The sequence below is a fragment of the Microbacterium schleiferi genome (assembly GCF_038150145.1).
Classification (GTDB): Bacteria; Actinomycetota; Actinomycetes; order Actinomycetales; family Microbacteriaceae; genus Microbacterium; species Microbacterium schleiferi_B.
This window is the reverse complement of the sequence record NZ_JBBWSA010000002.1, coordinates 52,885-79,291: the sequence shown is the minus strand read 5'-3', so window position 1 is coordinate 79,291 and position 26,407 is coordinate 52,885. Positions and strand designations below refer to the sequence as shown.

The 26,407-nt window shown below is 67.9% G+C and carries 27 protein-coding genes and 1 pseudogene; 11 read left to right on the top strand and 17 right to left on the bottom strand.

Annotated features, from left to right (window positions below; genetic code table 11):
- Positions 1-2: 2 nt before the first annotated feature.
- Positions 3-416 carry a hypothetical protein gene (locus tag AADH62_RS02180; RefSeq protein WP_341578099.1) on the bottom strand — a complete coding sequence of 138 codons (414 nt, stop codon included), beginning with the start codon at positions 414-416 and terminating at the stop codon, positions 3-5.
- 133 nt (positions 417-549) lie between these two features.
- Here AADH62_RS02180 and AADH62_RS14545 point away from each other — a divergent pair.
- Positions 550-1,619 (top strand): annotated as a pseudogene (locus tag AADH62_RS14545) (IS256 family transposase).
- Here AADH62_RS14545 and AADH62_RS02160 read toward each other — a convergent pair.
- The 3 genes from AADH62_RS02160 to AADH62_RS02150 all read right to left on the bottom strand — a co-directional run bounded on the left by AADH62_RS02160 (position 1,612) and on the right by AADH62_RS02150 (position 3,575).
- Positions 1,612-2,541 carry an integrase core domain-containing protein gene (locus AADH62_RS02160; RefSeq protein ID WP_341578097.1) on the bottom strand — a complete coding sequence of 310 codons (930 nt, stop codon included), beginning with the start codon at positions 2,539-2,541 and terminating at the stop codon, positions 1,612-1,614. The pseudogene AADH62_RS14545 and the gene AADH62_RS02160 overlap by 8 nt on opposite strands.
- A gap of 17 nt (positions 2,542-2,558) precedes the next feature.
- Entirely contained in the window at positions 2,559-2,876 is a 318-nt protein-coding gene (locus AADH62_RS02155; RefSeq protein ID WP_341578096.1) for a helix-turn-helix domain-containing protein, read from the bottom strand.
- Between the two features lie 171 nt (positions 2,877-3,047).
- Entirely contained in the window at positions 3,048-3,575 is a 528-nt protein-coding gene (locus AADH62_RS02150; RefSeq protein ID WP_341578095.1) for a luciferase family protein, read from the bottom strand.
- A gap of 92 nt (positions 3,576-3,667) precedes the next feature.
- On the opposite strand from AADH62_RS02150, the gene AADH62_RS02145 reads away from it, so the two are divergent.
- Both AADH62_RS02145 and AADH62_RS02140 read left to right on the top strand, forming a co-directional pair.
- On the top strand, positions 3,668-4,045 hold the full coding sequence (locus AADH62_RS02145) for a helix-turn-helix domain-containing protein (RefSeq protein ID WP_341578094.1): 378 nt from the start codon (positions 3,668-3,670) through the stop codon (positions 4,043-4,045).
- A 212-nt stretch (positions 4,046-4,257) separates the two neighbouring features.
- Positions 4,258-4,425 (top strand): hypothetical protein, encoded by a 168-nt coding sequence (locus AADH62_RS02140; RefSeq protein ID WP_341578093.1) that lies wholly within the window; start codon positions 4,258-4,260, stop codon positions 4,423-4,425.
- 188 nt (positions 4,426-4,613) lie between these two features.
- On the opposite strand, the gene AADH62_RS02135 is transcribed toward AADH62_RS02140, so the two are convergent.
- Complete coding sequence (locus AADH62_RS02135; protein ID WP_341578092.1) at positions 4,614-5,216, bottom strand: DUF7134 domain-containing protein; 603 nt, start codon at positions 5,214-5,216, stop codon at positions 4,614-4,616.
- 192 nt (positions 5,217-5,408) lie between these two features.
- On the opposite strand from AADH62_RS02135, the gene AADH62_RS02130 reads away from it, so the two are divergent.
- Entirely contained in the window at positions 5,409-6,272 is an 864-nt protein-coding gene (locus tag AADH62_RS02130) for a UbiA family prenyltransferase (RefSeq protein WP_341578091.1), read from the top strand.
- Here AADH62_RS02130 and AADH62_RS02125 read toward each other — a convergent pair.
- From AADH62_RS02125 to AADH62_RS02110, 4 genes are read right to left on the bottom strand one after another with little or no spacing between them, the layout of a single operon-like run.
- Complete coding sequence (locus tag AADH62_RS02125) at positions 6,253-7,416, bottom strand: NAD(P)/FAD-dependent oxidoreductase (protein WP_341578090.1); 1,164 nt, start codon at positions 7,414-7,416, stop codon at positions 6,253-6,255. The genes AADH62_RS02130 and AADH62_RS02125 overlap by 20 nt on opposite strands.
- A gap of 3 nt (positions 7,417-7,419) precedes the next feature.
- Entirely contained in the window at positions 7,420-8,136 is a 717-nt protein-coding gene (locus tag AADH62_RS02120; RefSeq protein ID WP_341578089.1) for a methyltransferase domain-containing protein, read from the bottom strand.
- Complete coding sequence (locus AADH62_RS02115) at positions 8,123-9,295, bottom strand: type III polyketide synthase (RefSeq protein WP_341578088.1); 1,173 nt, start codon at positions 9,293-9,295, stop codon at positions 8,123-8,125. The genes AADH62_RS02120 and AADH62_RS02115 overlap by 14 nt, the downstream gene beginning before the upstream one ends.
- 39 nt (positions 9,296-9,334) lie before the next feature.
- The gene (locus AADH62_RS02110; RefSeq protein ID WP_341578087.1) at positions 9,335-10,195 is read right to left on the bottom strand and encodes an exodeoxyribonuclease III; all 861 of its coding nucleotides are present in this window, start codon (positions 10,193-10,195) and stop codon (positions 9,335-9,337) included.
- Between the two features lie 173 nt (positions 10,196-10,368).
- Between AADH62_RS02110 and AADH62_RS02105 the strand changes: the two genes are divergently transcribed.
- Complete coding sequence (locus AADH62_RS02105) at positions 10,369-10,749, top strand: hypothetical protein (RefSeq protein WP_292732212.1); 381 nt, start codon at positions 10,369-10,371, stop codon at positions 10,747-10,749.
- 31 nt (positions 10,750-10,780) lie between these two features.
- Here AADH62_RS02105 and pntB read toward each other — a convergent pair whose 3' ends face one another.
- A complete protein-coding gene (gene pntB, locus AADH62_RS02100; protein WP_341578086.1) occupies positions 10,781-12,238 on the bottom strand; it encodes a Re/Si-specific NAD(P)(+) transhydrogenase subunit beta in 1,458 nt (485 codons plus the stop codon).
- Complete coding sequence (locus AADH62_RS02095) at positions 12,235-13,773, bottom strand: Re/Si-specific NAD(P)(+) transhydrogenase subunit alpha (protein ID WP_341578085.1); 1,539 nt, start codon at positions 13,771-13,773, stop codon at positions 12,235-12,237. Before AADH62_RS02095 ends, pntB begins: the two co-directional genes overlap by 4 nt.
- A 191-nt stretch (positions 13,774-13,964) precedes the next feature.
- Here AADH62_RS02095 and pyrE point away from each other — a divergent pair, with 191 nt between their 5' ends.
- Complete coding sequence (pyrE, locus tag AADH62_RS02090) at positions 13,965-14,558, top strand: orotate phosphoribosyltransferase (protein WP_341578084.1); 594 nt, start codon at positions 13,965-13,967, stop codon at positions 14,556-14,558.
- Between the two features lie 276 nt (positions 14,559-14,834).
- Here the strand turns inward: pyrE and AADH62_RS02085 are convergent, their stop codons facing one another.
- Both AADH62_RS02085 and AADH62_RS02080 read right to left on the bottom strand, forming a co-directional pair.
- The gene (locus AADH62_RS02085) at positions 14,835-15,407 is read right to left on the bottom strand and encodes a YdeI/OmpD-associated family protein (RefSeq protein ID WP_341578083.1); all 573 of its coding nucleotides are present in this window, start codon (positions 15,405-15,407) and stop codon (positions 14,835-14,837) included.
- Complete coding sequence (locus tag AADH62_RS02080; protein WP_341578082.1) at positions 15,407-16,216, bottom strand: HAD-IIA family hydrolase; 810 nt, start codon at positions 16,214-16,216, stop codon at positions 15,407-15,409. Before AADH62_RS02080 ends, AADH62_RS02085 begins: the two co-directional genes overlap by 1 nt.
- Positions 16,217-16,258: 42 nt before the next feature.
- Between AADH62_RS02080 and AADH62_RS02075 the strand changes: the two genes are divergently transcribed.
- A complete protein-coding gene (locus AADH62_RS02075) occupies positions 16,259-17,206 on the top strand; it encodes an SDR family NAD(P)-dependent oxidoreductase (RefSeq protein WP_341578081.1) in 948 nt (315 codons plus the stop codon).
- Positions 17,207-17,304: 98 nt separating this feature from the next.
- Here the strand turns inward: AADH62_RS02075 and AADH62_RS02070 are convergent, their stop codons facing one another.
- Positions 17,305-17,940 (bottom strand): metal-dependent transcriptional regulator, encoded by a 636-nt coding sequence (locus AADH62_RS02070; protein ID WP_341578080.1) that lies wholly within the window; start codon positions 17,938-17,940, stop codon positions 17,305-17,307.
- Between the two features lie 34 nt (positions 17,941-17,974).
- Positions 17,975-19,285: an Nramp family divalent metal transporter gene (locus tag AADH62_RS02065; protein WP_341578079.1), complete on the bottom strand. Its 1,311-nt coding sequence runs from the start codon at positions 19,283-19,285 to the stop codon at positions 17,975-17,977.
- Positions 19,286-19,399: 114 nt separating this feature from the next.
- On the opposite strand from AADH62_RS02065, the gene AADH62_RS02060 reads away from it, so the two are divergent.
- Positions 19,400-20,038 (top strand): TrmH family RNA methyltransferase, encoded by a 639-nt coding sequence (locus AADH62_RS02060; protein WP_341578078.1) that lies wholly within the window; start codon positions 19,400-19,402, stop codon positions 20,036-20,038.
- A 254-nt stretch (positions 20,039-20,292) separates the two neighbouring features.
- Positions 20,293-20,784 carry an FBP domain-containing protein gene (locus AADH62_RS02055; protein ID WP_341578077.1) on the top strand — a complete coding sequence of 164 codons (492 nt, stop codon included), beginning with the start codon at positions 20,293-20,295 and terminating at the stop codon, positions 20,782-20,784.
- A 6-nt stretch (positions 20,785-20,790) separates the two neighbouring features.
- Here AADH62_RS02055 and AADH62_RS02050 read toward each other — a convergent pair whose 3' ends face one another.
- The gene (locus tag AADH62_RS02050; RefSeq protein ID WP_341578076.1) at positions 20,791-21,519 is read right to left on the bottom strand and encodes a pyridoxamine 5'-phosphate oxidase family protein; all 729 of its coding nucleotides are present in this window, start codon (positions 21,517-21,519) and stop codon (positions 20,791-20,793) included.
- Positions 21,516-22,859, bottom strand: a complete 1,344-nt coding sequence (locus AADH62_RS02045; RefSeq protein ID WP_341578075.1) for an MATE family efflux transporter — start codon at positions 22,857-22,859, stop codon at positions 21,516-21,518. The genes AADH62_RS02050 and AADH62_RS02045 overlap by 4 nt, the downstream gene beginning before the upstream one ends.
- A gap of 193 nt (positions 22,860-23,052) precedes the next feature.
- Here AADH62_RS02045 and AADH62_RS02040 point away from each other — a divergent pair, with 193 nt between their 5' ends.
- Together AADH62_RS02040 and AADH62_RS02035 are read left to right on the top strand one after the other, a co-directional pair.
- Positions 23,053-24,414 carry a ClC family H(+)/Cl(-) exchange transporter gene (locus tag AADH62_RS02040; RefSeq protein WP_341578074.1) on the top strand — a complete coding sequence of 454 codons (1,362 nt, stop codon included), beginning with the start codon at positions 23,053-23,055 and terminating at the stop codon, positions 24,412-24,414.
- A 23-nt stretch (positions 24,415-24,437) separates the two neighbouring features.
- The gene (locus tag AADH62_RS02035) at positions 24,438-26,402 is read left to right on the top strand and encodes a M13 family metallopeptidase (protein ID WP_341578073.1); all 1,965 of its coding nucleotides are present in this window, start codon (positions 24,438-24,440) and stop codon (positions 26,400-26,402) included.
- The last annotated feature ends 5 nt before the right edge of the window (positions 26,403-26,407 follow it).

Here is a 26,407-nt window from a genome sequence, read left to right as displayed (position 1 = left end):
GGTTACATGCTAACCGCGGCATCGCGGCTAACCGCGGCGGTGTCTGGAGTTGAGTACTTCACGACGAGTTCGGCGTAGCGCCGTCCAGCCTCGACCGCGCCATCCAGGTATCGCTGTGGCACGCTCTGGTACGGCGGGCGTGTAGGACCAGTGTCAATGAGCCCGGCAGTCGTGATTCGCGCCTTGTCGAGCGGCACGTTATACATCGAGAACACCGTAAAGTCGCCGTCCGCAACATGTGGCTCCGCCGCCCACGCTATCTCTTTCGCTATCTGCTCGGCCCTTTCATCGTTGCCAGCGTCGACGGATTGCCGCAACGCCTCCAGCGGCGCAAGGCCGCTCGCCGTCGACGGAGTCCAGCACGCAGCCGCCCTGTCGCCCACGAGCCTGCGGGCGCTTACCCAGTCAGCGTCCATTGGAAGGATTCGGAGTCGGTCGCCACATGCGTCGACATCCTGGACATACTGAGCTCCGAGGGAGATGTACTTTGCGCCAATGATCGAGGGAATCTCCGAGAGACGGCCGTAGGTTTCCGAGCTGATCTTTCCCTTGACCCACCACCAGTCTGCCCTGACGACCCTGATCGGCGAAGTCCTCGCCGATCCCGACCTGACCCACTCGGACGTGTTCCGGCGGATGTTGCAGGCCGGCCTGCAAGATCTGATCAACGCGGAAGCGACGGTGAAGATCGGCGCCGCGCCGCACGAGCGCACCCCGGAGCGGACCACACGTCGTAACGGCACCCGACCGAAGACCCTCGGCACTGCGGCCGGCGAGGTCGACCTTCAGATCCCGAAGCTGCGGGAGGGGTCGTTCTTCCCATCGCTGCTCAGCCCGCGCCGCCGGGTCGACAAGGCACACTCTATGCGGTGATCTGCCAGGCGTGGATCGACCGGGGTGTCCACCCGGAAGGTCGATCAGCTGGTCCGGGCGCTGGGCAACGACACTGGCATCAGCCGGTCGACGGTGTCGAGGATCTGCGGGGGAGATCGATGAGTCGGTGCAGGAGTTCCTGCATCGCCGGATCGATCACACCTGGTTCCCGTATCTGTTCCTGGACGCCACCTATCTCGACGTGCGCCACCGCGGCCGTGTCGTCTCCCAAGCCCTCGTCGTGGCCACCGGTGTCAGCGGCGACGGGCGGCGGGAGATCCTCGGGATGGCGCTGGGTGACGGAGGCCACGGACTTCTGGACCGAGTTCCTCCGCGGCCTCCGCGACCGCGGGCTGAAGATCGCGGCCATGCTCGAGGCCGCAGAACCCGACCTGACCGCGTTCGCACCACTGCCGCGCGAGCACTGGCAGAAGATCTGGTCGAACAACCCGATCGAACGCCTCAACCGCGAGATCAAACGCTGCACCGACGTCGTGCAGATCTTCCCCGACCGCGAATCGGTCACCCGGCTGATCGGCGCCGTCCTACAAGAACAGCACGAGGAATGGACCTACGGCGAACGCCGCTACTTCTCCGACATCTCCATCCGCAAACTCGTCCACATCCCAACGAGCACACCGAACCCGCCCGCCCCGAGCTCTACCTCACCGCCTGACCACCATCACCCCTCAAGAAGCAACCGGAGTGACACCACACCACGGGACTTGATGTCCCGCGTCAAGTAGTTGGCAGGATTTCTTCTCTTTCAAAGGTGGGGATGGTGGGGTCGGCCAGGCCCAGGTGCACCTCCATCGGCCGGTTCCAGGCGATCGCCTCGTGCGGGCGCTCGGTGTTGTACTCGGCGCGGTAGTCCTCGGCCCGCTCGATCAGCGTCAACGCGTCGGGGATCTCGTCGAGGAACAGCCGCTCGTACTTCAGCGTCCCGAACCCGCGTTCGCGTGACCCGTTCTGCCCCGGGCTCTTCACTCTCGTGCGCACGTGTCGCAGCTCGGGGTGTCTCATGATGAACAGCTCGAAGTTCAGCGACCGGAACGGGCCGCCGTTGTCGGTGACGATCGTCACCACCGGCAGCACCTCACCCGTCTCGTCGTCAACCTGACACTGATCGACGAGTGGGTGTCCGAACATCGCCTCGTAGTCGGCCAGAGCGAGCTCGATCGCGGCGATCGCGTCATACTGGTTCGCGGTCGGCGACACGTGGAACGGGTGCTCGACCTTCGAGTACCAGTCCCGGCACCCCGCGATCCGCCAGGTCCCGCCGGTGGTGGTCTCGAACTCGCTGAAGTCCAGCTGCCAGACCTGGTTCGGGGCGGTCGGGTTCGTCGCGAACGCGGTCTTCCGATCCTTCGCCAGCTCGCGGCGCTGCTTCTGATACTCCGACGGCAGGATCAGCCCATCGTCACGCAGCAGCCGCAGCACCGTCGCCTGCGACACCTTGTGCCCGTCGTGCCGAGTCAGCGCCCAGATCTTGCGGTGACCCCACGCCGGCTTCGCCAACGCGTGCTTGGTCACCAGAGGGCGGGCGGCGTCCCGCGCCGGCTGCGGCCACGGCCCCTTCGGCGGCTGCTCCTGGCGCGCCTTGGCCTGCCAGCGCCGCCAGGTCCGTTCGGGCATGTCGATCAGCTCCACGAACCTCGAAGTCGACATGCCCGCCTCGACGCGGATCACCTCGAGGTCTTCGAAGGGCCCAACCGGCTCTCCGCCGACTTCTTCCACACCCGGATCTCGACCGCAGCCTCACCCAGCGCCTGGGTCAGATCCGCGACCTCCGCCTCAAGCTGCTGCTCCCGCGTCGACGGCCCGGACTTCCCCGCCGCGAGGCCGGTCTTCCCCGCCTCGAGGAAGTCCGCCTTCCACCGGCCGATCGACTGCTCGCTGACCTTCTCACGCCGAGCCGCCTCAGCGATCGTCATCTCGCCGGCGAGGATACTCAGCACGATCCTCGTCTTCTTCTCCACCGGAATCACTGGTGGTCTACCCATGGTCAAACTCTCCGCTCAGGACTCAATCAATGGTCCTGCCACAAAGTCTGACGCGCGACATTGACCACCAACGTCCCCGTCCTGGCAAGGAGAGGAACGCATGAACAGTCTGACCGATCTGGTCGATGTCGTCATCGGCGTCGACACCCACGTGGCCACGCATACCGCCGTTCAGGCCGGGTTTCCGAAGGTGCTCAGGTGGAGGGCGGTCAGGGCTTGGTCGTGGTGGTCGTGCAGGGCGCCGCCGGCTGCGGTGTACGCGGTCTCGACGACCGCTTTGGCCACGTCGAGCTCGGTCTCGTCGCGGGGACCGTACAGCATGATCACGATCGGCGGGGCCCAGCCCTGCGTGACGACGTAGTGGTACTCGGCCCACCCGAGCTCGATGAGCCCCTCGGCCACGGGGGTGGGGACGTTGAGGTGCAGGCTGCCGTCGTAGGCGGGGTGGATGTGGCCCCATTCGCCGCCGAACAGGTCGGGGAGCTGGGGTGTGCGTGGCGGCTCGTCGAGGTAGAAGGCGACGGCGCCGGGGACCGACACGCCGCTACGGCCGCGGCGCACCCCGGGCAGCGACAGCGCGTGATCGAGTAGTCGTTCCTGCAGGTCTGCGGGCGCATTCTGGTCCAGCTGCTCGTGGGGAGCCGAACCGGTGGTGGCAGGGCGGGGGCCAGGGCGCGCTGGGAGGTCAGAGAGGTTCACGGCAGATCCCTTGCCGAAGTGTCGAGGTCATGAACAGCACGATAGTATCGGGAGGGTAATGGATACCAAGAAGATACTAAAAGGGATGCCCGGTGAACCAGACCCCGTCCGCCGATGAGATGTCCGGCCCGTGCCCGATCTCGCCGACGGTCAGCGCGGTGTTCGGCAAGTGGTCGGCCGAGGTGCTGTGGTCGCTGATGCACACGGGTCCGCTGAGGTACACCCAGCTGCGCGCGCAGATACCCGGAGTGACGCCGAAGGTGCTCACGCAGCGCCTCCGCCAGCTGGAGCGCGACGGGCTGGTCTCCCGAACCTACTACCGTGAAGTCCCGCCGCGAGTGGAGTACGAAGCCACCGAGATGGCCCGGAGCCTGGCCCCGCTGTTCGCCGACCTCGAACGCTGGACCCACACGCACGCCCCGTCCATCGCCGCCGCCCGGCGCGCCTACCAGGGACCGACGATCTCCTGACGCCACCCGGCACGTCGTCGACGCACGACGAGAGGGTCTCAATGAGAGTGTCGACGCAGGAATCTGGCCGACCGCCAACCGCCAAGCTCACGGAGATCCTGCCGCTCGGATCGTGTCAGCGTGGGGAAGTGAGACCGACCCGGTTGCCTTCGGTGTCTTCGATGTACGCGAAGACACCGCGGCCGCCGCCGATGTCGGTCTTGTCTACGAGGATGCGGTCCCCCAGCCGCGTACTCGGCGCGAACAATCGCGGTGAGCTCGCCACCAACGAGCAAGACCAGTCCATCACTGGTGCGCGCGAACTGAATGCACTCGTTCTCGGAATGAAGCACTCCCGTCGGCGCATCCCGTTCCCCACCACCACGCACGATGAGCTATGAGACGCTCGATCGTCTTGGCGGCAACCTTGCGCTCGTCATCGAGAGTCCCGTTCATGCGCGAACTCACGAAATAGCGAAGATGCGTGTGATCGCGACCGCACCGGACCTCGGCCTCATACTCACCCGACCACCCACGCGTCCGCGGGCTCCGAGGCTTCCGCCCACTCATCAGCGATTCGTTCCGCGCGCTACGAGTCCACGGCACTTGGCACAAATGCCAAATGCATGCCAACTACCCGTGGAAAATGCCATCTTCGCGTGGAACCTACATACGCGCCGCCGAAGAAAGCGACGTTGACGAGGAACTGGATGAGCATGAACGCGACGTAGGGCGAGAAGAGGCCCGCACGCGAGAGGCCCTCGTCGGTCGGCGCTGTGGCATCGATGAACATCGAGATGAGCAGCCACGTGAACATGCCAGCGATGATCGCGACACGGACGAGGAACGCTCGCCGTCGGTTGTCGACCCATGCCCCGACGGTGTAGAAGGCGATGAAAAGCGCGACATTCCCGACGTAAAGCTCCGGGACGCGGGCCATCATCCCGGCAAAGAACGCGACCGATACTGCCACCGCGACAGTGCAGGGCAGGCGTCGACGCCAGGCCAGCGGGGCGGTGAGACAGAGCGCGTAGAGCAGCGCGACCCGCAGGTCGATCTCGGTGGAGTTGTAGATTCCGGCGACTGCGCCGAGGGCGGTGCTCAGCACCGCCGTGACGAAGAGGGCTGCCGCCAACCAGACGTCCCCTCGGGTCGGAACCCACCGCGAGGTGGCGCGCGTCGGATCACTCACCCATCCACGCTACGTCGCTCGCACACCACGCCACATCCCTCTCGCGGGGGAGCCCCCCGTCCGCCGGCCGCGGCCGGCGATGGTCCCGATTGCAGGATCAGCTGCCTCGGCAGGGGCGGTGGAGGGCAGCAGAGCGGGTTGATCCTGCGTTCGGCTCGCCGGGTGCGGTGTCGGGACGCGTACTGTGAGGGCATGGCGTCCCGGCAGACTTCCCCGGGCACGACAGGTTTCGGGGGCCGAGTGCTCGCACTGCTGGCGTGCTCGCATCCTGGGCCGACGGTGGTCGTCACGACGCTCGCCGGATTGCTCGCCGTGGGGGCCGGCATCGGGGTGGGGCGCATTGTGCTGACAGTCGCGGCTGTGTTCTTCGGTCAACTGTCGGTCGGATGGTCCAACGACGCTATTGACGCTCAGCGGGACCTCGCCATCGGGCGCCGCGACAAGCCGATCGCTGCCGGCGTCATCTCGCGCCGAGCGGTAGCCGCTGCAGCCGGCGTCTCGCTGGTGATCGCGCTCATTATCTCGGCCATCATCGGGTGGGAGTTCTGTCTCGCCCACGGCATCGCCCTGGCCTCGGCGTGGGCGTACAACGCGTGGCTGAAGTTCACATGGGCATCGGTGATCCCGTTCGCGGTGAGTTTCGGCATCCTGCCCTCGCTCGCGACGCTGGCAGCTCCCGCGCCCGTCGTGGCTCCGTGGTGGCAGGGAGCCGCCGGCGCTCTGCTGGGCATCGCCGTCCACCTGACCAACGTGCTTCCCGATCTCGCCGACGACGAGGCGACGGGTGTGCGCGGGCTCGGTCACCGGATCGGCGCCACGCCGAGTGCGATAGCCGCGTTCGCTGCCGTCATCGCGGGGATTGTGGTCGTCGTCGTCGGATCGTTCGGCGAGGTGCCCTTCGCGGTGGCGCTCGCTGCGTCAGTGAGCGTTGTGGCGTGCGCGGTCGCGGGCCTGCTCCGCGCTCTCCGGAAGCCAGACCGCGTGGTCTTCCGCCTGGTGATGGCGTCCGGTCTGATCCTTGCTGCGCAGCTCGTGATCACCGCGTTTGTGGCGTGAGGGGGCTCTCTCGCGCATCCGGATCGAAGCCCATCCCGTAGGCGTGTGCGAGGAGCCGCGCCGGCGCCAGACGGATGCCTGCGAGCCGCGTGACCGCGCCGACGCTGCCGTGACCACGCCCGGCGACGGTGTTCAGCGCGGCGATTCGCGCCGCGGTCGTCGCGGCCGACCTGCGTCGCCGCTCCCACGCGGCCAGTGCGGCCGGCGGCTCTCCCGTGATGTCCCACTCTCGGAGCAGCGGCGCGAGCGTCGCCGCATCGATAAGGCCGAGGTTGAGACCCTGCCCGCCGATGGGGCTCACCTCGTGGGCCGCGTCACCGATCGCGAGAACCCGTCCGCGCGCCATCCGGCGCGCGACGAATCGGCCTACCCCGAAGTTCGACGCCGTCGTGATCGTGTCGCCGGAAGATCCCGCACGCCGGCTGACAGCGTCACGCAGGGCGGTCGCGTCGTCGGTCGCGTCATCTGTGGAGCCCGCGCGGTGCCACGCGACGTATCGCCGCAGGCCGCCGGGTAGCGGAAACGACTCCAGGACGCCGTCTGGATGCAGGTGAACGATGGCGCGAGGCCCTTCGTCGGTGTCATCGGGAACGTCGGCCATGACGTAACGGTCGGGGTACGCGCGGCGCCTCCCGTCGCGGATGAGGATACTGATGTGGCGCGAGCGAGACCCCGCCGCAATCACGACCGCATCGCCGTGCACGTCACCACTGTCGGTGATCACCCGACACGTCGCCCCTTCGTCGATCACGTCGAGCACCTGGACTCCGCGCTCCGGCGCGGGGGCGCCGTTGCTGGCGGCCGCGGCGGTGATCGCCGATTCGGTCGCTGCCTGCGGAAGGGTCGCGACGAACGGGAAGGATGCGAGCGAGCCGGCCCGCACAGCGTCGAACCGGATCGTGGTCACGGTCGCGGCGCCGACCCTGGCCTGGCCCTCCCGCACCTGCAGACAGGCGGAAAGAATGCGATCGGTCACCCCCGAGGCTGACATCGCCGTCAGCGCGGCGGAATGGATGCCGATGGCCCGGGACCCGGCGCCGGGAGCCTCACGCGCCTCGAGCGTGATGTGCTCCACACCCAGGCGGGCGAGTTCGCCGCCCAGCAGCATGCCGACGGGACCGGCGCCGATGATCACGACCCGCATGGCTCACCTGTCACCGGGTCCCTCGGGCCCGCGGGTCGCGAGGACGCGAAACGGCGCCGGCGGGGTCACTGTCCACCCCCGTGGGACCTCCCGCTCGAGCTCGGCGACGGTGTATGACCGGCGGATCGAGCGGAGCCCGTCAGTGAGGAGGAAGGTCCCGGGTGCGACCGGAAGGATGCCGACCGCGTAGAGACCCCACGCCGTCTTGCTGCGGGCGATGTCGTTGTGCAGCGCGAGCTCGGCGCCGAGCGCGTCGGTGTGGGTGAGCAGTTCGTGCAACTGATCGCGGCTGAGGTGGTGGAGGACATGGTTGGAGACGACGACGTCGAACTGTTCGCCGGCGTCGACGAGGTCTGCGGCATACGCGCCTCGAAACGTGACCCCGGGCTCGGGTGGCTGCGACGTCGCGATCGACAGGCACCGTGGGTCGGGGTCGATTCCGCAGATCTCCACCGCGAAGCCGTCGCTGTGAGCACGTCGCGCGAGGTCGCGTGTGACGTCGCCGCCGCCGCATCCGACGTCGAGAATCCGAACCGGCTCCTCACGCTGCGCGTCAGCTCGGGTGCGAAGGTAGGGACGCAGACGGGATCTGTAGATCGCGCCCCATCCCGCCACCGCCCGGTTCACCACTGTGAACCGGCGTACCGTGCGCAGCAGCGCCTGTTCGTCGCACTGCGGATCGTCCATCAGCTCGCGAAGAGTCTCGTCACGAACGCGCACTGTCCGCCTGCCCCACGCGCAAGCTTTCCGCCGCCGCTATCGGCTGGCGCGCTGCGATGCGAGCCGTTGCACTCTCTACCGCGAGGCCAGGACCGAACGCTGTGACGAGAACCTGCTCGCCCTCGGCCACCGTGGGATCACCGAGGAGGTCGGCGAGGATGAACAGCACTGTCGCGGATGACATGTTGCCGTAGTCGCGCAGGATCGCTCGGGATCGCTGCAGAGCCGTTTCGTCGAGATCCATCGCCTGCTCGAACCTGTCCAGGATGCTGCGTCCGCCCGGGTGGACCACCCACTGGTCAATCGCACCGGTGCGCTCAAGCACCGGCGCGAGGGCTGCGCGGACTTCGCGTCCGACGATGCGGGGGACATTGCCGGTGAGTGTCATCTCGAAGCCGTGGTCGCCGATGATCCACGCCATGTCCTGCTCGCCGTCGGTCGTCAGGGCGGTGGTGAAGCCCGTCAGCTCGAGCCCGCGAGACGGTGCAGCCAGTTCGCGGGGACCGCTGGATTCCGGCGACTTTGCGGTCACGACCGCCGCTGCCGCGCCGTCGGCGAAGACGGCGGAGGCGACGATCTGGTCGGGTTCGGATGATGAGCGAATGTGGATGGAGCACACCTCGGTGCACGTGACCAACACCGTTGCGGTGGGATCGGCGAGACAGATTCGCCATGCCGAGCGCAGCGCCGGGATTGCCGCGGCACACCCCATGAATCCGATGTGCTCGCGTTCGACCGTCGGATAAAGCCCGATGTCGCGCACCAGCCGGTATTCGGGGCCGGGAGCGTAGAAGCCCGTGCAACTGGCAGTGACCACGTGGGTGATCTCGCCCGGATGTACGCCGGCGTTCTTTAGCGCACGCCGCGCGGCGGCCTCCGACAGTCGCGGCGCTTCGCGCGCGTACCGCGCGTTGCGCGTACCGGTCCCCGGATTGCGCACCGCGTGAGTCTCGGGTTCCAGGAAGTCGCCGCCGCCACCGGCTAGATCCTCGATGACGGTGTGGCGCCGCTCGATCGCCGAGTTGTCGTAGGCGGCGCGGATGAGCCGTGCCGTAAGGGGCGCGATATCCGGCTCCGCGAGGAACAGGTCCTTCACCTGCGATTGCGAGAGCGCGAACTCCGGCACCGCGGTCCCAATGCCGATGAGCTGCACTCCCATGCACTCACCCTAGGCGCCGGGTACCTCGGCGGGGCCGCGTCACCCGAAGATCATCGGCCGGTCATCGTCTGCTTCGTCTTCTCCCGGCGACAGTCGGGCGCGGTCGAGCTCGACGACCACGGGGACGTGGTCGCTCGGAGCCTCACCCTTGCGCTCGTTTCGGTGGATGGCGGCATCCGTCACCGCATCCGCCACAGCGCGTGAGCCGAGGATGAAGTCGATCCGCAGTCCCTCGTTGCGGGGGAAGCGCAGCTGCTTGTAGTCCCAGTAAGTGAATCCGGTCGGAACCAGGGGCCTGACGACGTCGCTGAGCCCCGCCTGCTCGAGAGCGGTGAAGGCTTCCCGTTCTGGGGCGGAGACGTGCGTCGAGAATCCTTCAACGATCGCGGGGTCGCCGTTGTCGGCATCCGTCGGGGCGATGTTGAAGTCGCCGACCAGAGCCAGAGGCAGGTCGGGCGCTGCCGCGAGGGTGGTTGCGGTGTACTGGCGCAGCGCCTCGAGCCAGTGGAGCTTGTAGACGTAGTGGGGGTCCTCGAGGGCACGACCATTGGGGACGTAGAGGCTCCAGACGCGCACGCCGTCGATGGTCGCGCCGATCGCGCGGGCCTCCTGCGGGGCATCCGGGCCCTCGTGCCCCTTCGCGAAGCCGGGCATCCCGGGGAAGGCGGTCTCGACCTCGGTCGGACGCGAGCGGCTGGCGATCGCGACACCGTTCCACTGCGAGAAGCCGTGGGCTTCGACGTGGAACCCCGCCTGCTCGAACTGTTCGAACGGGAACTGCTCGACCTTGCACTTGATCTCTTGCATCGCCAACACGTCGATGTCTTCACGCACCGCGAAGTCGACGATCCGGTCGACTCGGGCGCGGACCGAGTTCACGTTCCAGGTGGCAAGGCGCATGGCATCAGCCTAGAGTCGCCCGCCGACCTCGCCTGCTTCCTGACGCGGGCTCTGGGGCGGGGTGTGGCTAACTCCTGAGTTCCGGTGCCGAACCCGGGTCGTGTCGAGGTCAGGATGCCGGGCGGCCGTCGAATGTGCGGAGTTGGCTGCGGTGGTGGCCTGGGGAGATAGGGGTGGTCGCGTGGTTCAATCTGGCGTCCGCGTTGCTCGGCATGGCCGGCCTCACTCTCGGGTTCATGCCCATCCCGACGGAGTGGATCGAAGGGTCTGTCTTCACGTCGTACGTCTGGCCGGGAGTGATTCTCGGGGTGGTCGTGGGTGGATCACAGGCGCTCGCGCTGGCGGCGCAGTACTGGCGCTTCCGCCTCGCGGCTGGCCTTCACGCGGCGGCGGGCCTGGTCATGATGATCTGGATCTTCGTCGAGATCGCCATCATGCTCGTCTGGTCGCCGCTCCACGGCATCTACTTCGCGACCGGCCTCGTTCAGACCGTCCTCGCGGTGCTCGCACTCGGTGCCCGGCCGCATCCATTCCTGGCCCGAGACCCGCGCTGACGCGGCGTCTGGGGCGGCTCGGATGTCGCGGCTAGAGCTCCCGCAGGATCTGCTCGACCTTCTCCTTGGCGTCGCCGAAGAGCATCTGGGCGTTCTCGCGGAAGAACAGCGGGTTCTGCACGCCCGCGTAGCCCGAGGCCATCGACCGCTTGAAGACGATGACGTTGTCGGCCTCCCACACCCGCAGCACCGGCATCCCGGCGATCGGGCTGCCCGGATCCTCGGCGGCGGCGGGGTTGACGGTGTCGTTCGCGCCGATGACGAGCACGACGGATGTCTCATTGAAGTCGTCGTTGATCTCGTCCATCTCGAACACGATGTCGTACGGCACCTTGGCCTCGGCCAGAAGCACGTTCATGTGGCCGGGAAGGCGTCCGGCGACGGGGTGGATGCCGAACCTGACGTCGACGCCCCGCTCCCGCAGCTTCGCGGTCAGCTCGGCCACGGGGTATTGCGCCTGGGCCACCGCCATGCCGTAGCCGGGCGTGATGATGACCCGGTCGGCGTCGGCGAGGAGCTCGGCAGCACCCGTGACGTCGATCTCGCGGTGTTCGCCGGTTTCGTCATCCGTCGACCGTGGTGCCTCGATCCCGAACCCGCCCGCGATAACGGAGATGAACGAACGGTTCATGGCACGGCACATGATGTACGACAGGTACGCACCCGACGAGCCGACGAGCGCGCCCGTGACGATCAGCAGGTCGTTGCTGAGGATGAAGCCCGCTGCTGCGGCGGCCCAGCCCGAGTAGCTGTTGAGCATCGAGACGACAACGGGCATGTCGCCGCCGCCGATCGAGGCGACGAGGTGCCAGCCCAGCAGAAGCGCGAGGATCGTGACCACGATCAGCAGCCACAGATCAGGTGTGATCACGTACCAGACCGTCAGGGCGACGAAGGTGACGAGCGCACCGAGGTTGAGGATGTTCTTGCCAGGCAGCATGAGCGGCTTCGAGGAGATGCGGGCCGACAGCTTCAGGAACGCGACGATCGACCCCGTGAAGGTCACGGCACCGATGAACACGCCGATGAACACCTCCGCGTGATGGATGCCAAGCAGCGCCCCGTCGATCTCGCCCGGGTCCAGGGCACCGTTCCACCCCACGATGACGGCCGCAAGGCCGACGAAGCTGTGGAGGAGCGCAATGAGCTCGGGCATCCCGGTCATTTCGACCACCCGTGCACGCCACATCCCGATCGATCCGCCGATCAGCACCGCAATCACGAGCAGCGTGAGACCGATCGTGGCCTGCGGCTGCCCCCACAGCTGCTCGACCGTGAGCCAGATCGTCGCGGCGATGGCGATGACCATGCCGCCGATGCCGAACAGCACACCGCGGCGGGCTGTCTCGTGCTTGCTGAGTCCGTGCAGGCTCAAGATGAACAGCAGCGCTGCGACGAGATACGCGGCTCCCGCGACGGATGCCGCAACTGACGCGCTCGCGGCAGATACTGACGCACCGCTGTGGAGAAGGATCGACGCGGCGCTCATCGGGCCTCACCCTTCGAGAACATCGCGAGCATTCGGCGGGTCACGGCGAAGCCTCCGAAGATGTTGATGCTTGCCAGGAGCACGGCGATTGCCGCGAGAATCTGGACGACGAGTACGCCGGATGCCAGCTGGAGCATCGCGCCGACGACGATGATGCCCGAGATGGCATTTGTCACGCTCATGAGCGGCGTGTGGAGGGCGTGATGCACCTTGCCGATCACGAAGAAGCCGATGATGATCGACAGGACCAGCACAGTGAAGTGCTGGGGGATCGGTGGCGGTGCGATCGCGGTCACGACGAACAGGAGAACCGCCGCGGCCCCGAGAAGCACCGGGGTCCGCCACGCGGGCGCCTTCTTCGGTTCTGGCTTCGGGGCAGGCTCCCCCGCGACCGGCTTCGGTGCGGCCGAGACCTGTACGGGCGGTGGTGGCCAGGTCGACTCGCCGTCGCGAACGATGGTGACACCACGCTGCACGATGTCGTCGAAGTCGATCGTGAGCTGCCCGTCCTTGCCGGGGGTCAGCAGCGCGACCAGGTTGTAGACGTTTGTGGAGTACAGCTGCGACGCCTGCGCGGGAAGTCTCCCCGCAAGATCCGTGTAGCCGAGGATCGTTACGCCGTTCTCGGTCACGATGCGCTCGCCCGCAACCGATCCCTCGACGTTGCCGCCCTGCGCCGCCGCCATATCGACGATGACACTCCCCGGCTTCATCTGCGCGACATCGGATGCCGCAATCAGCCGCGGCGCTGCGCGCCCGGGAATGAGCGCGGTGGTGATGATGATGTCGACATCCGCCGCCTGCTCGGTGTAGATCTCGGCGGCGCGCCGATCGTAGGCCTCGCTCGTCGCCTTGGCATACCCGTCGGAAGACTCCATGACCTCGTCGACCTCGACGGGAAGGTACTCTCCGCCCACCGACTTCACCTGGTCGGCGACCTCGGGCCGCGGGTCGGTGGCGCGCACGATGGCGCCCAGGCTCGCGGCCGTACCGATCGCCGCGAGTCCTGCGACGCCCGCGCCGGCGACCAGCACCTTCGCGGGCGGTACTTTCCCGGCGGCCGTGACCTGGCCGGTGAAGAAGCGCCCGAACTCGTGCGCTGCCTCGACAACGGCGCGATACCCCGAGATGTTGGCCATCGAACTCAGGACATCCATCGACTGCGCCCGAGATATGCGCGGAACGGCATCCAGTGATAGCGCCGTGATTCCGCGGGTCGCGAGCGACTCCCGAACCTCGGGCCGGAACGCGGGTGCGAGCATTCCGATCACTGTCGCGTCGTCCCGAAGCAGGGCCACGTCATCAGCGCTCGGAGCCGTCACCATCACGACGATGTCTGCACCCCAGGCGCCCACACGGTCGGTCACCTGGGCGCCGGCATCCGTGTACGCCGCATCGGGGAACGAGGATGCCGCGCCCGCTTCTGCCTCCACGACCACCTCGTACCCGAGCGTGATCAACCGAGCGACAGTGGGCGGGGTGAGAGCGACGCGGGTTTCGCCGCCGCGCTCTGCGACGATGCCGATGCGGGTCATGTGCGCACTCCCTTGCTTCTCGCGTGCGGGTTCCGCGAACGGGCCTGACTCTATCGGCGAGCTCGACGCGGCTTCGGGACCATCGTCCTCGCGATGAGGCGCGGCCCGAGCTACACCAATCTAGGAGCCGCCGCGGGGCTACGGTCCCAGATGACGCGGAAACATTGTGCGTTCTTTCCTAGACTCGGGCTGTGACCGCTTCCTCCACGCCCGAACTCGAAGCCGACCGCCAAGCCCTCATCGCCCTCATCGGCGCCGAAGCGGTCTTCCACGGCGACTTCACCCTGTCCAGCGGCAAGAAGGCGTCGTACTACGTCGATATGCGCAAGCTCACGCTCGATCACCGGGCGGCCCCCGCCATCGGGCGGATCATGCTCGACCTCGTTCGCACCGGGCTCGGGACGGATGCCGACACCGTCGTCGCCGTCGGAGGCCTCACCCTCGGCGCCGACCCCATCGCGAACGCCGTCATGCACGCGTCAGTCGACACCGAGCATCCGCTCGACGCCTTCGTCGTCCGCAAGGAGCCGAAAGACCACGGCCGCGGCCGTCAGGTCGAGGGAGCGGACGTCGTGGGTAAGCGCGTCGTCGTGCTCGAAGACACCTCGACGACGGGGCAGTCGGCGCTGAAGGCCGTCGAGGCGCTGCGCCGCGAGGGCGCGGAGCCGGTCGCCGTTGCCGTGATCGTCGACCGCAAGACCGGCGCACAGCAGGCGATCGAGGATGCCGGCCTCCAGTGGCTCGCGGCGATCGACCTCGACGACCTCGGTCTCGCCCCGCAGTAGAGCAGAGGCCCAAGGTTCGGTCGCGCCGTCTTGCGCGTGCTGTCGACCTGAACCCACACTTTCGCGCGACTGAACCTGAGTCCTGAGAGTTCGGTCGCGTCATGTTGCGGGTTGCGGGCGAGGCAGGCCTCGTTTCAGCGCGACTGAACGAGTGCTCAGTAATACCTCAGTCCTCGCCGCCGCCGCGGCTGCGCCACCACTGCCAGACGGCGACGACCAGGGCGCCGCTGATGATGATCAGCGACGTCCACAGCAGCAGCGACTGTTCAACCTCGTTCACGGCCGCTTCCCCTCTGCCGCGCCGGCGACGATCTTCGCGATGCGTGCGGCGCGGGTCTCGGGGCGCTTGGCCAGCGCGATCTGTTGAAGCCCGTACTTGCGAGCAGACACCGGGAAGGCATCCCAGTTCGCGCGAGCTGCGGGGTTCGCATCCAAGGCCGCGACCAGATCAGCCGGATCGATACCGGCCTCTGCCTCGTCCAGCACTGTCCAGGTGCCGTTGTCCTTCGCGACCTCGACGGCACGGATGCCGGCCTCGGCCAGAAGGCCCTGCGCCTCCAGGAGCGCGATCCGCGCCTTGTTCGTCGCAGCCCAGCCGCTGGCGGCTCGTCGGGGCGCGAACCACAGTCCGCTCCGCTTCTCGTCGAACACGCGAACGGGGCCATCGATCCACCCGAAGCACAGGGCCTGCAGGATCGAGTCCTCGTACTCGACGAAGGTCAACCCCGATCCCGGCCGAGCGCGCACGAGCCACACCCCCTTCGAGGTCGTGTGATTGGCCTCGAGCCAGACGCGCCAGGCAGCGGCATCCGTTGCTTCAACGCGCTCGCCGTCGTCGAGGGCTCCCATCAGAGCACCTCGGGCATCTCCGACTCTTCGGGCTCCGCGGGCAGGAGCGCGGCAATCGAGTCCAGGATCTCGTCGGGACGGAACGGGAAGCGTTCGATCTCGGCAGGGTCACTGATGCCGGTGAGCACCAGCACCGTGTGAAGCCCAGCCTCGATGCCCGCGACGATGTCGGTATCCATCCGGTCGCCGATCATCCCTGTCGATTCCGAGTGAGCGCCGATGCGGTTCAGCGCCGAGCGGAACATCATCGGGTTGGGCTTTCCCACGACGTACGGCTCCTTGCCGGTGGCCTTCGTGATGAGGGCGGTAATCGCGCCCGTCGCGGGAAGGATGCCCTCCGCTGACGGCCCGGTCGCATCGGGGTTCGTCGCAATGAATCGTGCTCCGCCGGCAATCGCGCGGATGGCCTTGGTGATCGCCTCGAACGAGTAGTTGCGGGTCTCGCCGACCACGACATAGTCGGGGTCGTTCTCGGTCATGATGAACCCGGCCTCGTGAAGCGCCGTCGTGAGTCCTGCCTCGCCGATCACGAAAGCCGAAGCTCCGGGAGCCTGCCCGCGCAGAAAGTCTGCCGTCGCGAGCGCCGAGGTCCAGATCGCCTCTTCGGGCACGACGAGGCCGGATGCGCGCAGTCGGGCGCTCAGATCCCGCGGCGTGAAGATCGAGTTGTTCGTCAGGACGAGGAAGGGTACTCCCTGCTCGCGCCAGCCCTCGATCACCTCCGCCGCGCCGGGAACGGGGATGTTCTCATGGACGAGCACGCCGTCCATATCGGTGAGCCAGCATTCCACGTCTGCTCGGGTCCGCATGGCCACAGCGTATCCCGCGCGGAGAGGTCTAGTGTCGATCACGTGACGCGCAGGCGGTGGGATCCCGAGTCGCTGCCCGACCTTTCCGGACAGTCGTACCTCGTGACGGGTTCGAACGCGGGCCTCGGGTATTTCGCGAGTGAGCAACTGGCCCGAGCCGGAGCGCACGTGATCATGTCGGGACGCAATCCCAAGCGCCTCTCGGCCGCTCGGGCGACGCTTGCCGGGCGTGTACCGGGGGCCGACATCGAATCCCTCATCATCGACACCGCCAAGCCGGGCTCGATCCGGTCGGCAGCAGCATCCTTGCGCACGCGTGGCCCGCTGGACGGCGTGCTCCTCAACGCGGGAATCGTACATCCGCCCCGGCGTCGCGAAACGACCTCCGACGGGGCCGAGGTGGTGCTGGCCACCAACGCGCTCGGACACTTTGCGCTCGCGGGTGAGTTGCTGATCCCGCTCGCGCGGTCGGGTGGCCGCATGGTGTGGCTGGGCAGCATGTCGATCTCGCTTACCCCCTATGACCCGCTCGACCTGCAGCTGGCCGAGAACTACTCGGGGTGGCGGGCATACGTGCAGTCGAAGGTCGTGACGACTGCTGTCGGACTGGAAGCAGAGCGGCGCCTGCGCGAGCACGGTGTCCCGGTCGACAGTGTCGTCGTTCACCCGGGCTACTCGACGAGCGGGCGCACCATCGGTCTGCACGGTGTGAACCAACCCAGCAAGATCACGCGGTTCGTCGACAATCTGCAGACGCCGTTCACCCAGTCCAAGGAGCACGGCGCCTGGCCGCTCGTACGGGCTCTGGCCGATCCCTCGATCACCGGCGGGGAGTTCTGGGGGCCGCGCTACCTCGTTAGGGGCGACCCTCGGCGAGCGCGCCTGCCGAAGATCGTGCGCGACCCCGAACGCCTCGCGCGCATCTGGGATGCGTGTGAAGCGGCAACCCGTACCCGCTGGCCGTTCGCGGCAGCATCCGTCGCTCGCTGAGCCGGCGGCATCCCGGTTCGGTCGCGCCGTGTTGCGGGCGTGATGCCGTGTGACCCGCGCGAAGGCGCGACTGACGGTGGGGAGTGGCGCGAACAGGCTCAGGCGCTGAGCCAGACGGCGTCGGGCGCCGTCGTCGGCAGGCTCACGTCCTGGCCGTCGACCTCGAGAACCGCGGGGCCGCGCACGCACACGACGCTTCCGACATCGACGGATGCCTCATCCAGGGCCTCAAGCAGCCCCGGGACGCGATCCGACACCCGAAGCACTCGCCCACAGTGTCCAAGTGGCGCGTCGGCGAGAAGTACGAACGGCTCACGAGTCACGGTGCCATCGGCATCCGGGATGGCGTCGCCGTGGGGGTCGAACCTGGGCCTGCCGAGGCGCTCATCGATGCCGTCGAGGAGGCGATCGCTGATGGCGTGTTCGAGAATCTCGGCTTCTTCGTGCACGTCAGCCCAGGTGTACCCGAACTCGCGCACCAGCCAGGTCTCGATGAGGCGGTGGCGACGGATGATGGCTGCCGCGCGGTGCTCGCCCGCTGCCGTGAGCGAGATCGGTCCGTACGGGCGGTGGGTCACGAGTCCTTGCGCGGCGAGCTTTCGAACCATCTCGGTCACGCTCGAGGGCGCGAGTCCGAGCTCGGACGCGAGCTGCGACGGCGTGATCCGCTCGGTCTGCCACTCCGTGTGGTGGTAGATCATCTTCAGGTAGTCGTCGACGGCCGCGGAGGACATGTCGAAACCCTACCCGTCAGTATCGGGCTCTCGATTACGTGCCGGTGAAGACCAGCCACAGCAGCACCAGGTTGAGCGTGATCAACAGAGCCGCCGACACGACACCCAGGACGGTGGTGGCGAGTCGGTTGCGGAACGGGCCGAGGACGCTGCGCCGTGCGGTGATCCAGACGAGGGGAACCAGGGCGAACGGGATGCCGAACGAGAGCACGACCTGGCTGAGCACGAGCGCGAAGGTCGGGTCGACGCCGAATCCGAGGATCAGCAGAGCGGGCACGAGAGTGACGAGGCGTCTGACCACGAGCGGGACCCGGATGCGGAGCAGTCCACTCATGATCTCGGCGCCTGCGTAGGCCCCGACGGCTGTCGAGGCGAGTCCGCTCGCGAGCAGGCCGACGGCGAAGAGCGTCGCGATGATCGGCCCGAGCCCGTCGCGCAGGGCAGCGTACGCACCCTCGAGCGAGTCGGTGCCGGGAACGCCCGCGAGGTTCGCCGCGGCCAGAAGCAGGATGCAGAGGTTCACGGTCCCCGCGATGACCATGGCGATCGTGACGTCCCAGCGGGTCGCGGTCAGAAGCCGCCTCGTCGAGACGCCGCGCCCCGATTCGAGGCCGGCCGCTGCTGAGCCGAACGCGAGAGGCTGGGCCGTCGCGACCGGCGCGAACCGGTCGCGGCTGAGGGCCGAGTGTGCGTAGATCGCGTGCGGCATGACGGTTGCCCCGAGGATGGATGCAACGAGCAGGACCGAATCGGCGCCCTCGAATCGAGGCACGAGACCGCCGACGATTCCCGCGGCGTGGGGTGGGGCGACGAACACCCCTGCCGTGAACCCCAGGGCGATGAGGACCACGAGTCCGATGACGATCACCTCGAAAGGCCGGGCGCCCCGTCGTGACTGCACGATCAGGAGGCCCAGCGAGACGATGCCCGTGATCACCCCGCCCCAGAGCAGCGGGATGCCGAACAGCAGGTTCAGGGCCACGGCACCGCCGATGACCTCGGCGATGTCGGTTGCCATGGCGACAAGCTCTGCCTGCAGCCAGTACAGGCGCCGCCCCCATGCGCTGCGGATGCGCCCCCCGAGCGCCTGCGGCAGGCTCTCCCCGGTGACCACACCGAGCTTTGCCGAGAGGTACTGGATGAGCCAGGCCATGACGTTGGCGACCACGACGACCCACACCAGCAGGTACCCGTAGCGAGCGCCGGCTGTCATGTTGCTGGCCACGTTGCCGGGGTCGAGGTAGGCGACTCCGGCAACCATAGCCGGGCCGAGGAGCCACACCAGCCGGGGGCCGCGCGCCGGTGCCGAGACCGGGGATGTGAGCGCTGGCGATGTCTTCGGCATGCCGAAATCCTACTAATTTTTCGGTTCACCGAAAAGAAGGATGCAGGGTAGGAGGCGGGGTCGGGCATCCGGCTCCGGCCCGGAGCCACACTGCCGTCGGATAGATTGCTCGACGTGCAGGACGAGACCGAGCCCGATTCCGAGCCTGAGCTCTCCCACGGTGTCGGGCCCTGGCCGGGCGGAGAAGCGGCGTGGCCGGACGATCCGCGGCTGGACCCCGAACTCCTCGCCGGCGGCGACCGGCGAAACGTCGTGGACCGCTACCGCTACTGGCGGATGGACGCGATCGTTGCCGACCTCGACGAGCGGCGGCATCCGTTTCACGTCGCCATCGAGAACTGGCAGCACGACCTCAACATCGGGTCCATCGTCCGCAGCGCGAACGCCTTCCTCGCGGCGGAAGTGCACATCATCGGGCGCCGCCGCTGGAACAAGCGCGGCGCGATGGTCACCGACCGCTACCAGCACGTCCGTCACCACGAGGATGTCGCGGCCTTCGCTGCCTGGGCCGAGGCCTCGGGCCTTCCCGTCATCGCGATCGACAACGTTGAGGGCTCCCGGCCGCTGCCCGAGGCTGACCTTCCCCAGACGTGCGTCCTACTGTTCGGGCAGGAAGGGCCTGGGCTCTCGGCAGAGGCGCTGGCCGCGGCATCCGGCAGCGTCGAGATTGCGCAGTACGGGTCCACCCGCTCGATCAACGCCGCTGCGGCCGCCGCGGTCGTGATGTACGAGTGGTGCCGCCGCTGGGCGTGACGGATGCTCCGGCCGACCGTGACCGGGGCGGCGTAGACTGCCGGGCGTGAACGGACAGATGACGCCTGCGGGCGGATGGAGGTTGTCGACGCGCTCAGCGTCGGCGGGCACGACGGCCTGAGGCCGCGCCTTCCCCGACGGGCTCCTCGCCCGCTCCGACTGCACCGCAGTCGACTATCCCGTTCCATCGACGCGCTGCGCGATTCCGCTCCTCGTGACGACCGCCGCGCGCTCACCCCCTGAAAGGCACGCACATGCGTCCCCTCACCGACGCCCAGATCCGGGCATCGTTTCTCAACGCCTCGCGCAGCGAGCGCTCGAACCTGACCCTTCCCACCGATCTCGACTCTCGCGACTGGGAGGCCCTGGACTACCTCGGCATCCGCGATCCGAAGTTTCCGAAGCTCGCATCAGTCGTGATCGAACTGGACGACGAACCCGTCGGCATCCTGCTGCGGCAGACTGACGCGCGCCCACTGAGTCGTCCGCAATGCTCGTGGTGCAACGACATCCAGCTCCCCAACGACGTCGTCATGTTCGCCGCCAAGCGCGCGGGCGATGCGGGCAGGCGTGGCGACACTGTCGGAATCCTCGTGTGCGAGAACTTTGAGTGCTCGGCGAATGTGCGAAAGCTCCCGCCGTCGGCGTATCTCGGGTTCGACCGCGAGGCTGCGCGCGATCGGCGCATCGAGGCCCTGCGGGCGAACGTCGCAGAGTTTGCGCGCAGCGTGCGGGACGGCGTGTAGTCAGCCTCAGGGCTGCATGATCTCGCGCAGTCGAGCCTCACGCTCGGCCGCGAGATCGTGCAGCCGCTGGGTGAAGGCGGCGACGGATGCAGCATCCGACGCGCCCGCTGCCTGTGTCACCGGCGACCCGATCGGAGTGCCGGGAAGGACCGCGAGCGGAACGACCCCCGCCCACACGGTGTGGTCTTCGCCGTCATCTGCGGTATCGCCGACACCGTCGAAGCGGACCTTGACGCTCGCCTGATCGAGCGGAACCTGCAGCACATGCGTCGCGCGGACTTCTTTGCGCGTCATCTCCCTAACCTCGCCGCGGCGTCCGGGCATGAGGTGATCCGAGACCTGCCACAGCGCCCGCTCTCGAAGGTCATCGGGAACGATGCGCGCGCGCCCGAACACCACCGCGCTCCGGTAGTTCGCCGAGCTTTCGAAGGTGGATGCCGCGAAGATGAGCCCGTCGACGTGCGTGACAGTCACCGAGACCGGAACGCCCTCGCCCGCGGCATCCAAGAACAGCCCACCACCGGTCGACCCGTGCAGCAGCAGAACCGGGCCACCGCCCAGATCTCCGACGCCATAGAGGTAGGGGAGAACGATCGGCATGCCGTCTCGGACGAAGCCCACGTGAGCGACGATCCCCTCGGCGAGGATGCCGAACAGTACCTCGGTATCGGTGTTCTGCCGCTGCGGCTTGCGTCGCACCTGCAGTGAGGGGGCGGAGGGACTCTCGGGGCTCATACGTCGAGGGTAGAGCCGAGCCAGACCTGACCCCGCAAGCGCCAGCCGAGCGTCGCGGCGCGCGCGAGCATGTAGACGCCGAAGAAGGCGACGGCAAGCCATGCGAGGCCCGCGGCGCCGCCGGGGTGGAAGATCGCGACGAGGACGAGGGCGGGAAGGAATGGCACGAGGTTCAGGGCGCCCGCGATCGCGAGATAGCGTGCGTCGCCGGCGCCGATCAGTACGCCGTCCCAGACGAAGACGATGCCGCAGAGCGGCTGCGCGACGGCGAGTACGAGCAGGGCTGGTTGCACGATGGCGGCGAGTTGCGGGTCGCCGGTGAAGAGGATCCCGATGACCCCGGATGCCGCAGCGAGTCCCGCCCCGACGAGGATGCCGAACCACAGTCCCCACGCGGTGGTGCGCTGCAGCACCTTCCGCACTCGGGCGTGGTCCTGCTCACCGAGCGACTTGCCGATGAGTGCCTGGGCCGCGATCGCGAGGGCATCGAGGGCGAAGGCCGCCGCGGAGAAGATCGTGTACGCGACCTGCCAACCCGCGAGCTCCTCGGTGCCGAGCCCCGCGGCGACGGCAACCGTGGTGAGCAGGGCGATCCGCAGTGAGACGGTGCGCAGGAACAGCCAGCCACCGGTGCGGGCGGATCCGCGCACCCCGCGGGCCGACGGGCGGACCTGGGCCGAATGCCGCTGGGCCAGTCGGCCGATCACACCGACGTAGGCGACGACCATGCCCCACTGGGCGAGCACGGTACCGACCGCTGAGCCCGCGATCCCCCATCCGAGGCCGTAGATGAACAGTGCGTTGAGGGCGGCGTTGGCGCCGAAGCCCGCGGCGGCGATCCACAGCGGTGTGACGGTGTCTTGCATCCCGCGCAGCAGCCCCGTCGCGGCGAACACGATGAGCATCGCCGGCAGGCCCCACATCGAGATGTGGAGGTAGGTCATCGCGTCGGCTGCTACCTCGTCGGTGGCGCCGAAGAGCGAGACGAGGGGTGGTGTCGCGAGGGATCCGGCAAGGGCCAGGATCGCGCCCAGTCCCAGCGCAAGCCAGAGACCGTCTATACCGACCGAGACCGCGGACGTCGCATCTCCAGCGCCGAACCGTCGAGCCACCGCCGGTGTCGTCGAGTACGCGAGGAAGACCATGAGACCGACGATCGTCTGCAGGATCGCCGAGGCGATCCCGAGGGCGGCCAGCGGCACGGTGCCTAGGTGCCCGACCAGAGCCGAATCGACGATCAGGAACAGCGGCTCCGCGATGAGGGCCCCGAGCGCGGGTACGGCGAGCCGCAGGATGTCGCGGTTCAGGGTCGACGGAGCGCCGGCGGGTGGGGAGGGCACGAGCCGAGCCTAGGGTTCAGCGTCGCCCCACCGGATGACGCGCGCCGCGCGGACGTCTGGGCAGCACGGGGCTTCACTTGCCCCAACACGCCGTGGGCGGCATCCGTCGTTCGCGTTTTGCGGCAAACGAACCGCGCTGATGTCACGATGGGCAGTGCGGAAGAGGCGCCGCCGGCGCCCGGGCAGGGGTGGGATGACGGGGAACACGTCGTCGACGACATCTCCGGATGCCGGTAGCGGTGCTGCGCGGCAGATCGCGATTCTCATCCTGCTGGCTGTCATCGCGGGGCTCGCCGTGGGTCTCATCGGCGGTGCCTTTCGCTGGTGCATCCAACAAGCCGAGCACCTGCGCATCGAGGTCTTCGCTTTCGCGCACGACCAGCCCGGATGGGGTTGGCTCATCGCTATCGCCGTCACCGCGGCAGGCGCGACGCTGGCAGCGCTTCTCGTGAAGTGGGTCCCTCAGGCGGCGGGAAGCGGCATCCAGTACGTCGAGGCTGTCGAGCGCGGGGAGGAGCCGCCGAGCGCGCTGGGCGTACTCGTGGCGAAGTTCGTCGGCGGCGTGCTCTCGATCGGGTCGGGCATGGTGCTCGGTCGCGAAGGTCCGACGGTCCACATCGGTGCGGTGCTCGGCGCCGAGACTGCGCGGCGAAGCCGCAGGCCGGCGGCGGATGCGCGCACCCTGCACTCCGCCCTCTCGGGCGCGGGCCTGGCCGTCGCGTTCAACGCTCCGCTCGGTGGATCGCTCTTTGTCATCGAAGAGGTTGCGCAGTCGGTTCGGGCCCGCATCGTCCTTCCGACCCTGACAGGTGTCGCTGTCGCCGTTGCCGCAGCGTGGATCGTCGTCGGCAATGCGCCGATCTTCCAGGTGGCGCCCGTACCGCCGCCCGACCTCGCGCAAGTCGGCGTCTTCGCCGTCTTCGGCCTACTCACCGGCATCCTCGGCGCGGGCTATAACCGCCTGATCCTCGGGTTCCTCACGGCGGCGCGGGCAGCTCGCCGCGTGCCGCCGGTCGTCCAGGCGGCGATCATCGGCGGCGCAGTGGGTCTGCTGCTGTTCCTCGACCCGCTCGGTGCCGGCGGCGGCGATCCGATCTCGCAGGGATTGCTTCGCGGCGAGTCGCTCGTCCCTATCGTGCTTGCCGCAACCCTCGTCATCCGGTTGCTTGCCGGCCCGCTCTCGTACGCGGCGGGGACCCCGGGGGGCCTGTTCGCTCCGCTCCTCGCGATCGGTGCGCTGTGGGGTGCGCTGTGTGGATCCCTCGCCAAGCTGATTCTCCCCGAGGTGGCGAACACGACAGTTGTCGTGTTCGTGCTCGTCGGCATGACAGCGATGTTCGCCGCAACGATTCGGGCGCCGCTGACCGGCATCGCGGTCGTGGTCGAAATGACGGCTGTCGCGACAGTGCTGGCACCGATGCTCGCGGCATCCGTGTGCGCGATCCTCGTGGCCGCCGCCCTGCGCACCCGCCCGATCTACGAGGACCTGCGCGAACGGATGCTGCACCCACCCGCCGTTCGCCCGGTGTTCCCGCCGCGCAGGGATCGTCCATAGCCGAGGTGCTTATCCTGGAGGGCATGACCGACGCCCTCGCCTGCGGCCTCCCGCTCGAAGAACTTTCTGCCGACATCCGCCCGCAAGACGATCTGTTCCGCCATGTGAACGGTGCGTGGCTGGATCGCACGGAAATCCCCGACGACAAGGCTCGCTGGGGATCGTTCCACCTGATCGCCGAACAGGCCGAGAAGGATGTGCGCGCAATCATCGAGGAGAGCACGGATGCCGAGCCCGGCACCGAGACGCGCAAGATCGGCGACCTGTACACGAGTTTCATGGACACCGAGCGCATCTCCGAGCTTGGCGCGACGCCGATCGCCGCTCAGCTCGCCGCTGTCGATGCGATCTCATCGATTCCGGAGCTGCTGACGACCCTCGGCACACTTGAGCGCGACGGCGTCTCCGGACTGTTCGGCCTCTACGTCGAGCCCGATCCCGGCAACCCGCAGCGCTATGTCCCGTTCATCGTGCAGGGCGGGCTGTCGCTTCCCGACGAGAGCTACTACCGGCTCGAGAACTTCGACGAGACGCGGCGCGAGTTCCGGGCTCACGTTGAACGGATGCTGACTCTCGCCGGGGTGCCCGGTGCCGCGACGGATGCCGATCGCATCATCGCACTCGAGACCGAGCTCGCGTCCCACCACTGGGACAACGTGCGCAGCCGCGACGCGATGGCCACCTACAACCTGCACACCTGGACGCAGTTCCTGAAGCTGGCGGGGCTGGACCTTGCGCCGTGGTTGTCGGCGCTGGCGCCGGGAAAGGAGACGGCCTTCGACGAGGTCGTCGTGTACCAGCCGAGTTTCATCGAAGCGCTGGGCTCCGTTCTGGTTCCTGAGCGACTCGACGACTGGAAGGCGTGGCTGCGATTCGCCGTCATCCGCGGCGCCGCGCCCCTTCTCTCTGAGGAGTTCATTGCCGAGAACTTCGCCTTCTACGGCACGCAGCTGACCGGAGTTCCCACCATCCGGGAACGCTGGAAGCGCGGCGTGAGCCTTGTCGAGGGGTCGATGGGCGAGGCCGTCGGACGCGTCTACGTCGAACGGCACTTCCCGCCGGCCGCCAAGGAAGCCATGGACGAGCTGGTTGCGAACCTCATCGAGGCGTACCGGCGCAGCATCCGTTCACTGGAGTGGATGAGCCCCGAGACCCGCGAACGCGCGCTCGCAAAGCTCGACGCCTTCACCCCGAAGATCGGCTACCCGGCTAAGTGGAAGGACTACTCGGCGCTCGAGATCGACGCCACCGACTTGGTCGGAAACGCGCGCCGTTCGCACCGGGTTGAGCACGATCGCCAGCTCGCGAAGGTCGGGAAGCCGATCGACCGCGACGAGTGGTTCATGACGCCGCAGACCGTCAACGCGTACTACAACCCGCTCATGAACGAGATCGTCTTCCCTGCGGCGATCCTGCAGTACCCGTTCTTCGACGCCAGCCGCGACGCGGCTGCGAACTACGGGGGCATCGGCGCGGTCATCGGCCATGAGATCGGCCACGGATTCGATGACCAGGGAAGCCGATTCGACGGTGACGGGTCGCTCCGTGACTGGTGGACCGAAGCCGACCGCGAAGCCTTCGAGCAGCGCACCAAGGCGCTCATCGAGCAGTACGACGCGCTGACCCCGCGGGGTCTGGACGAGAAGCATCACGTCAACGGCGCGCTCACGATCGGCGAGAACATCGGAGACCTCGGGGGCCTGGGAATTGCCCTCAAGGCGTACGAGATCTCGCTCGGCGGTGAGCCGGCTCCGGTGATCGACGGATACACCGGCATCCAGCGGCTGCTGCTGAGCTGGGGGCAGATCTGGCAGCAGAAGGGTCGGGATGCCGAGACCATCCGCCTGCTCACGATCGACCCGCACTCGCCGAACGAGTTCCGCTGCAATCAGATCCTGCGCAACGTCGACGCCTTCTACGACGCGTTCGAGGTGACCGAGGCTGACCAGCTGTGGCTCGACCCCGCCGAGCGCGTCACAATCTGGTGAGGTCG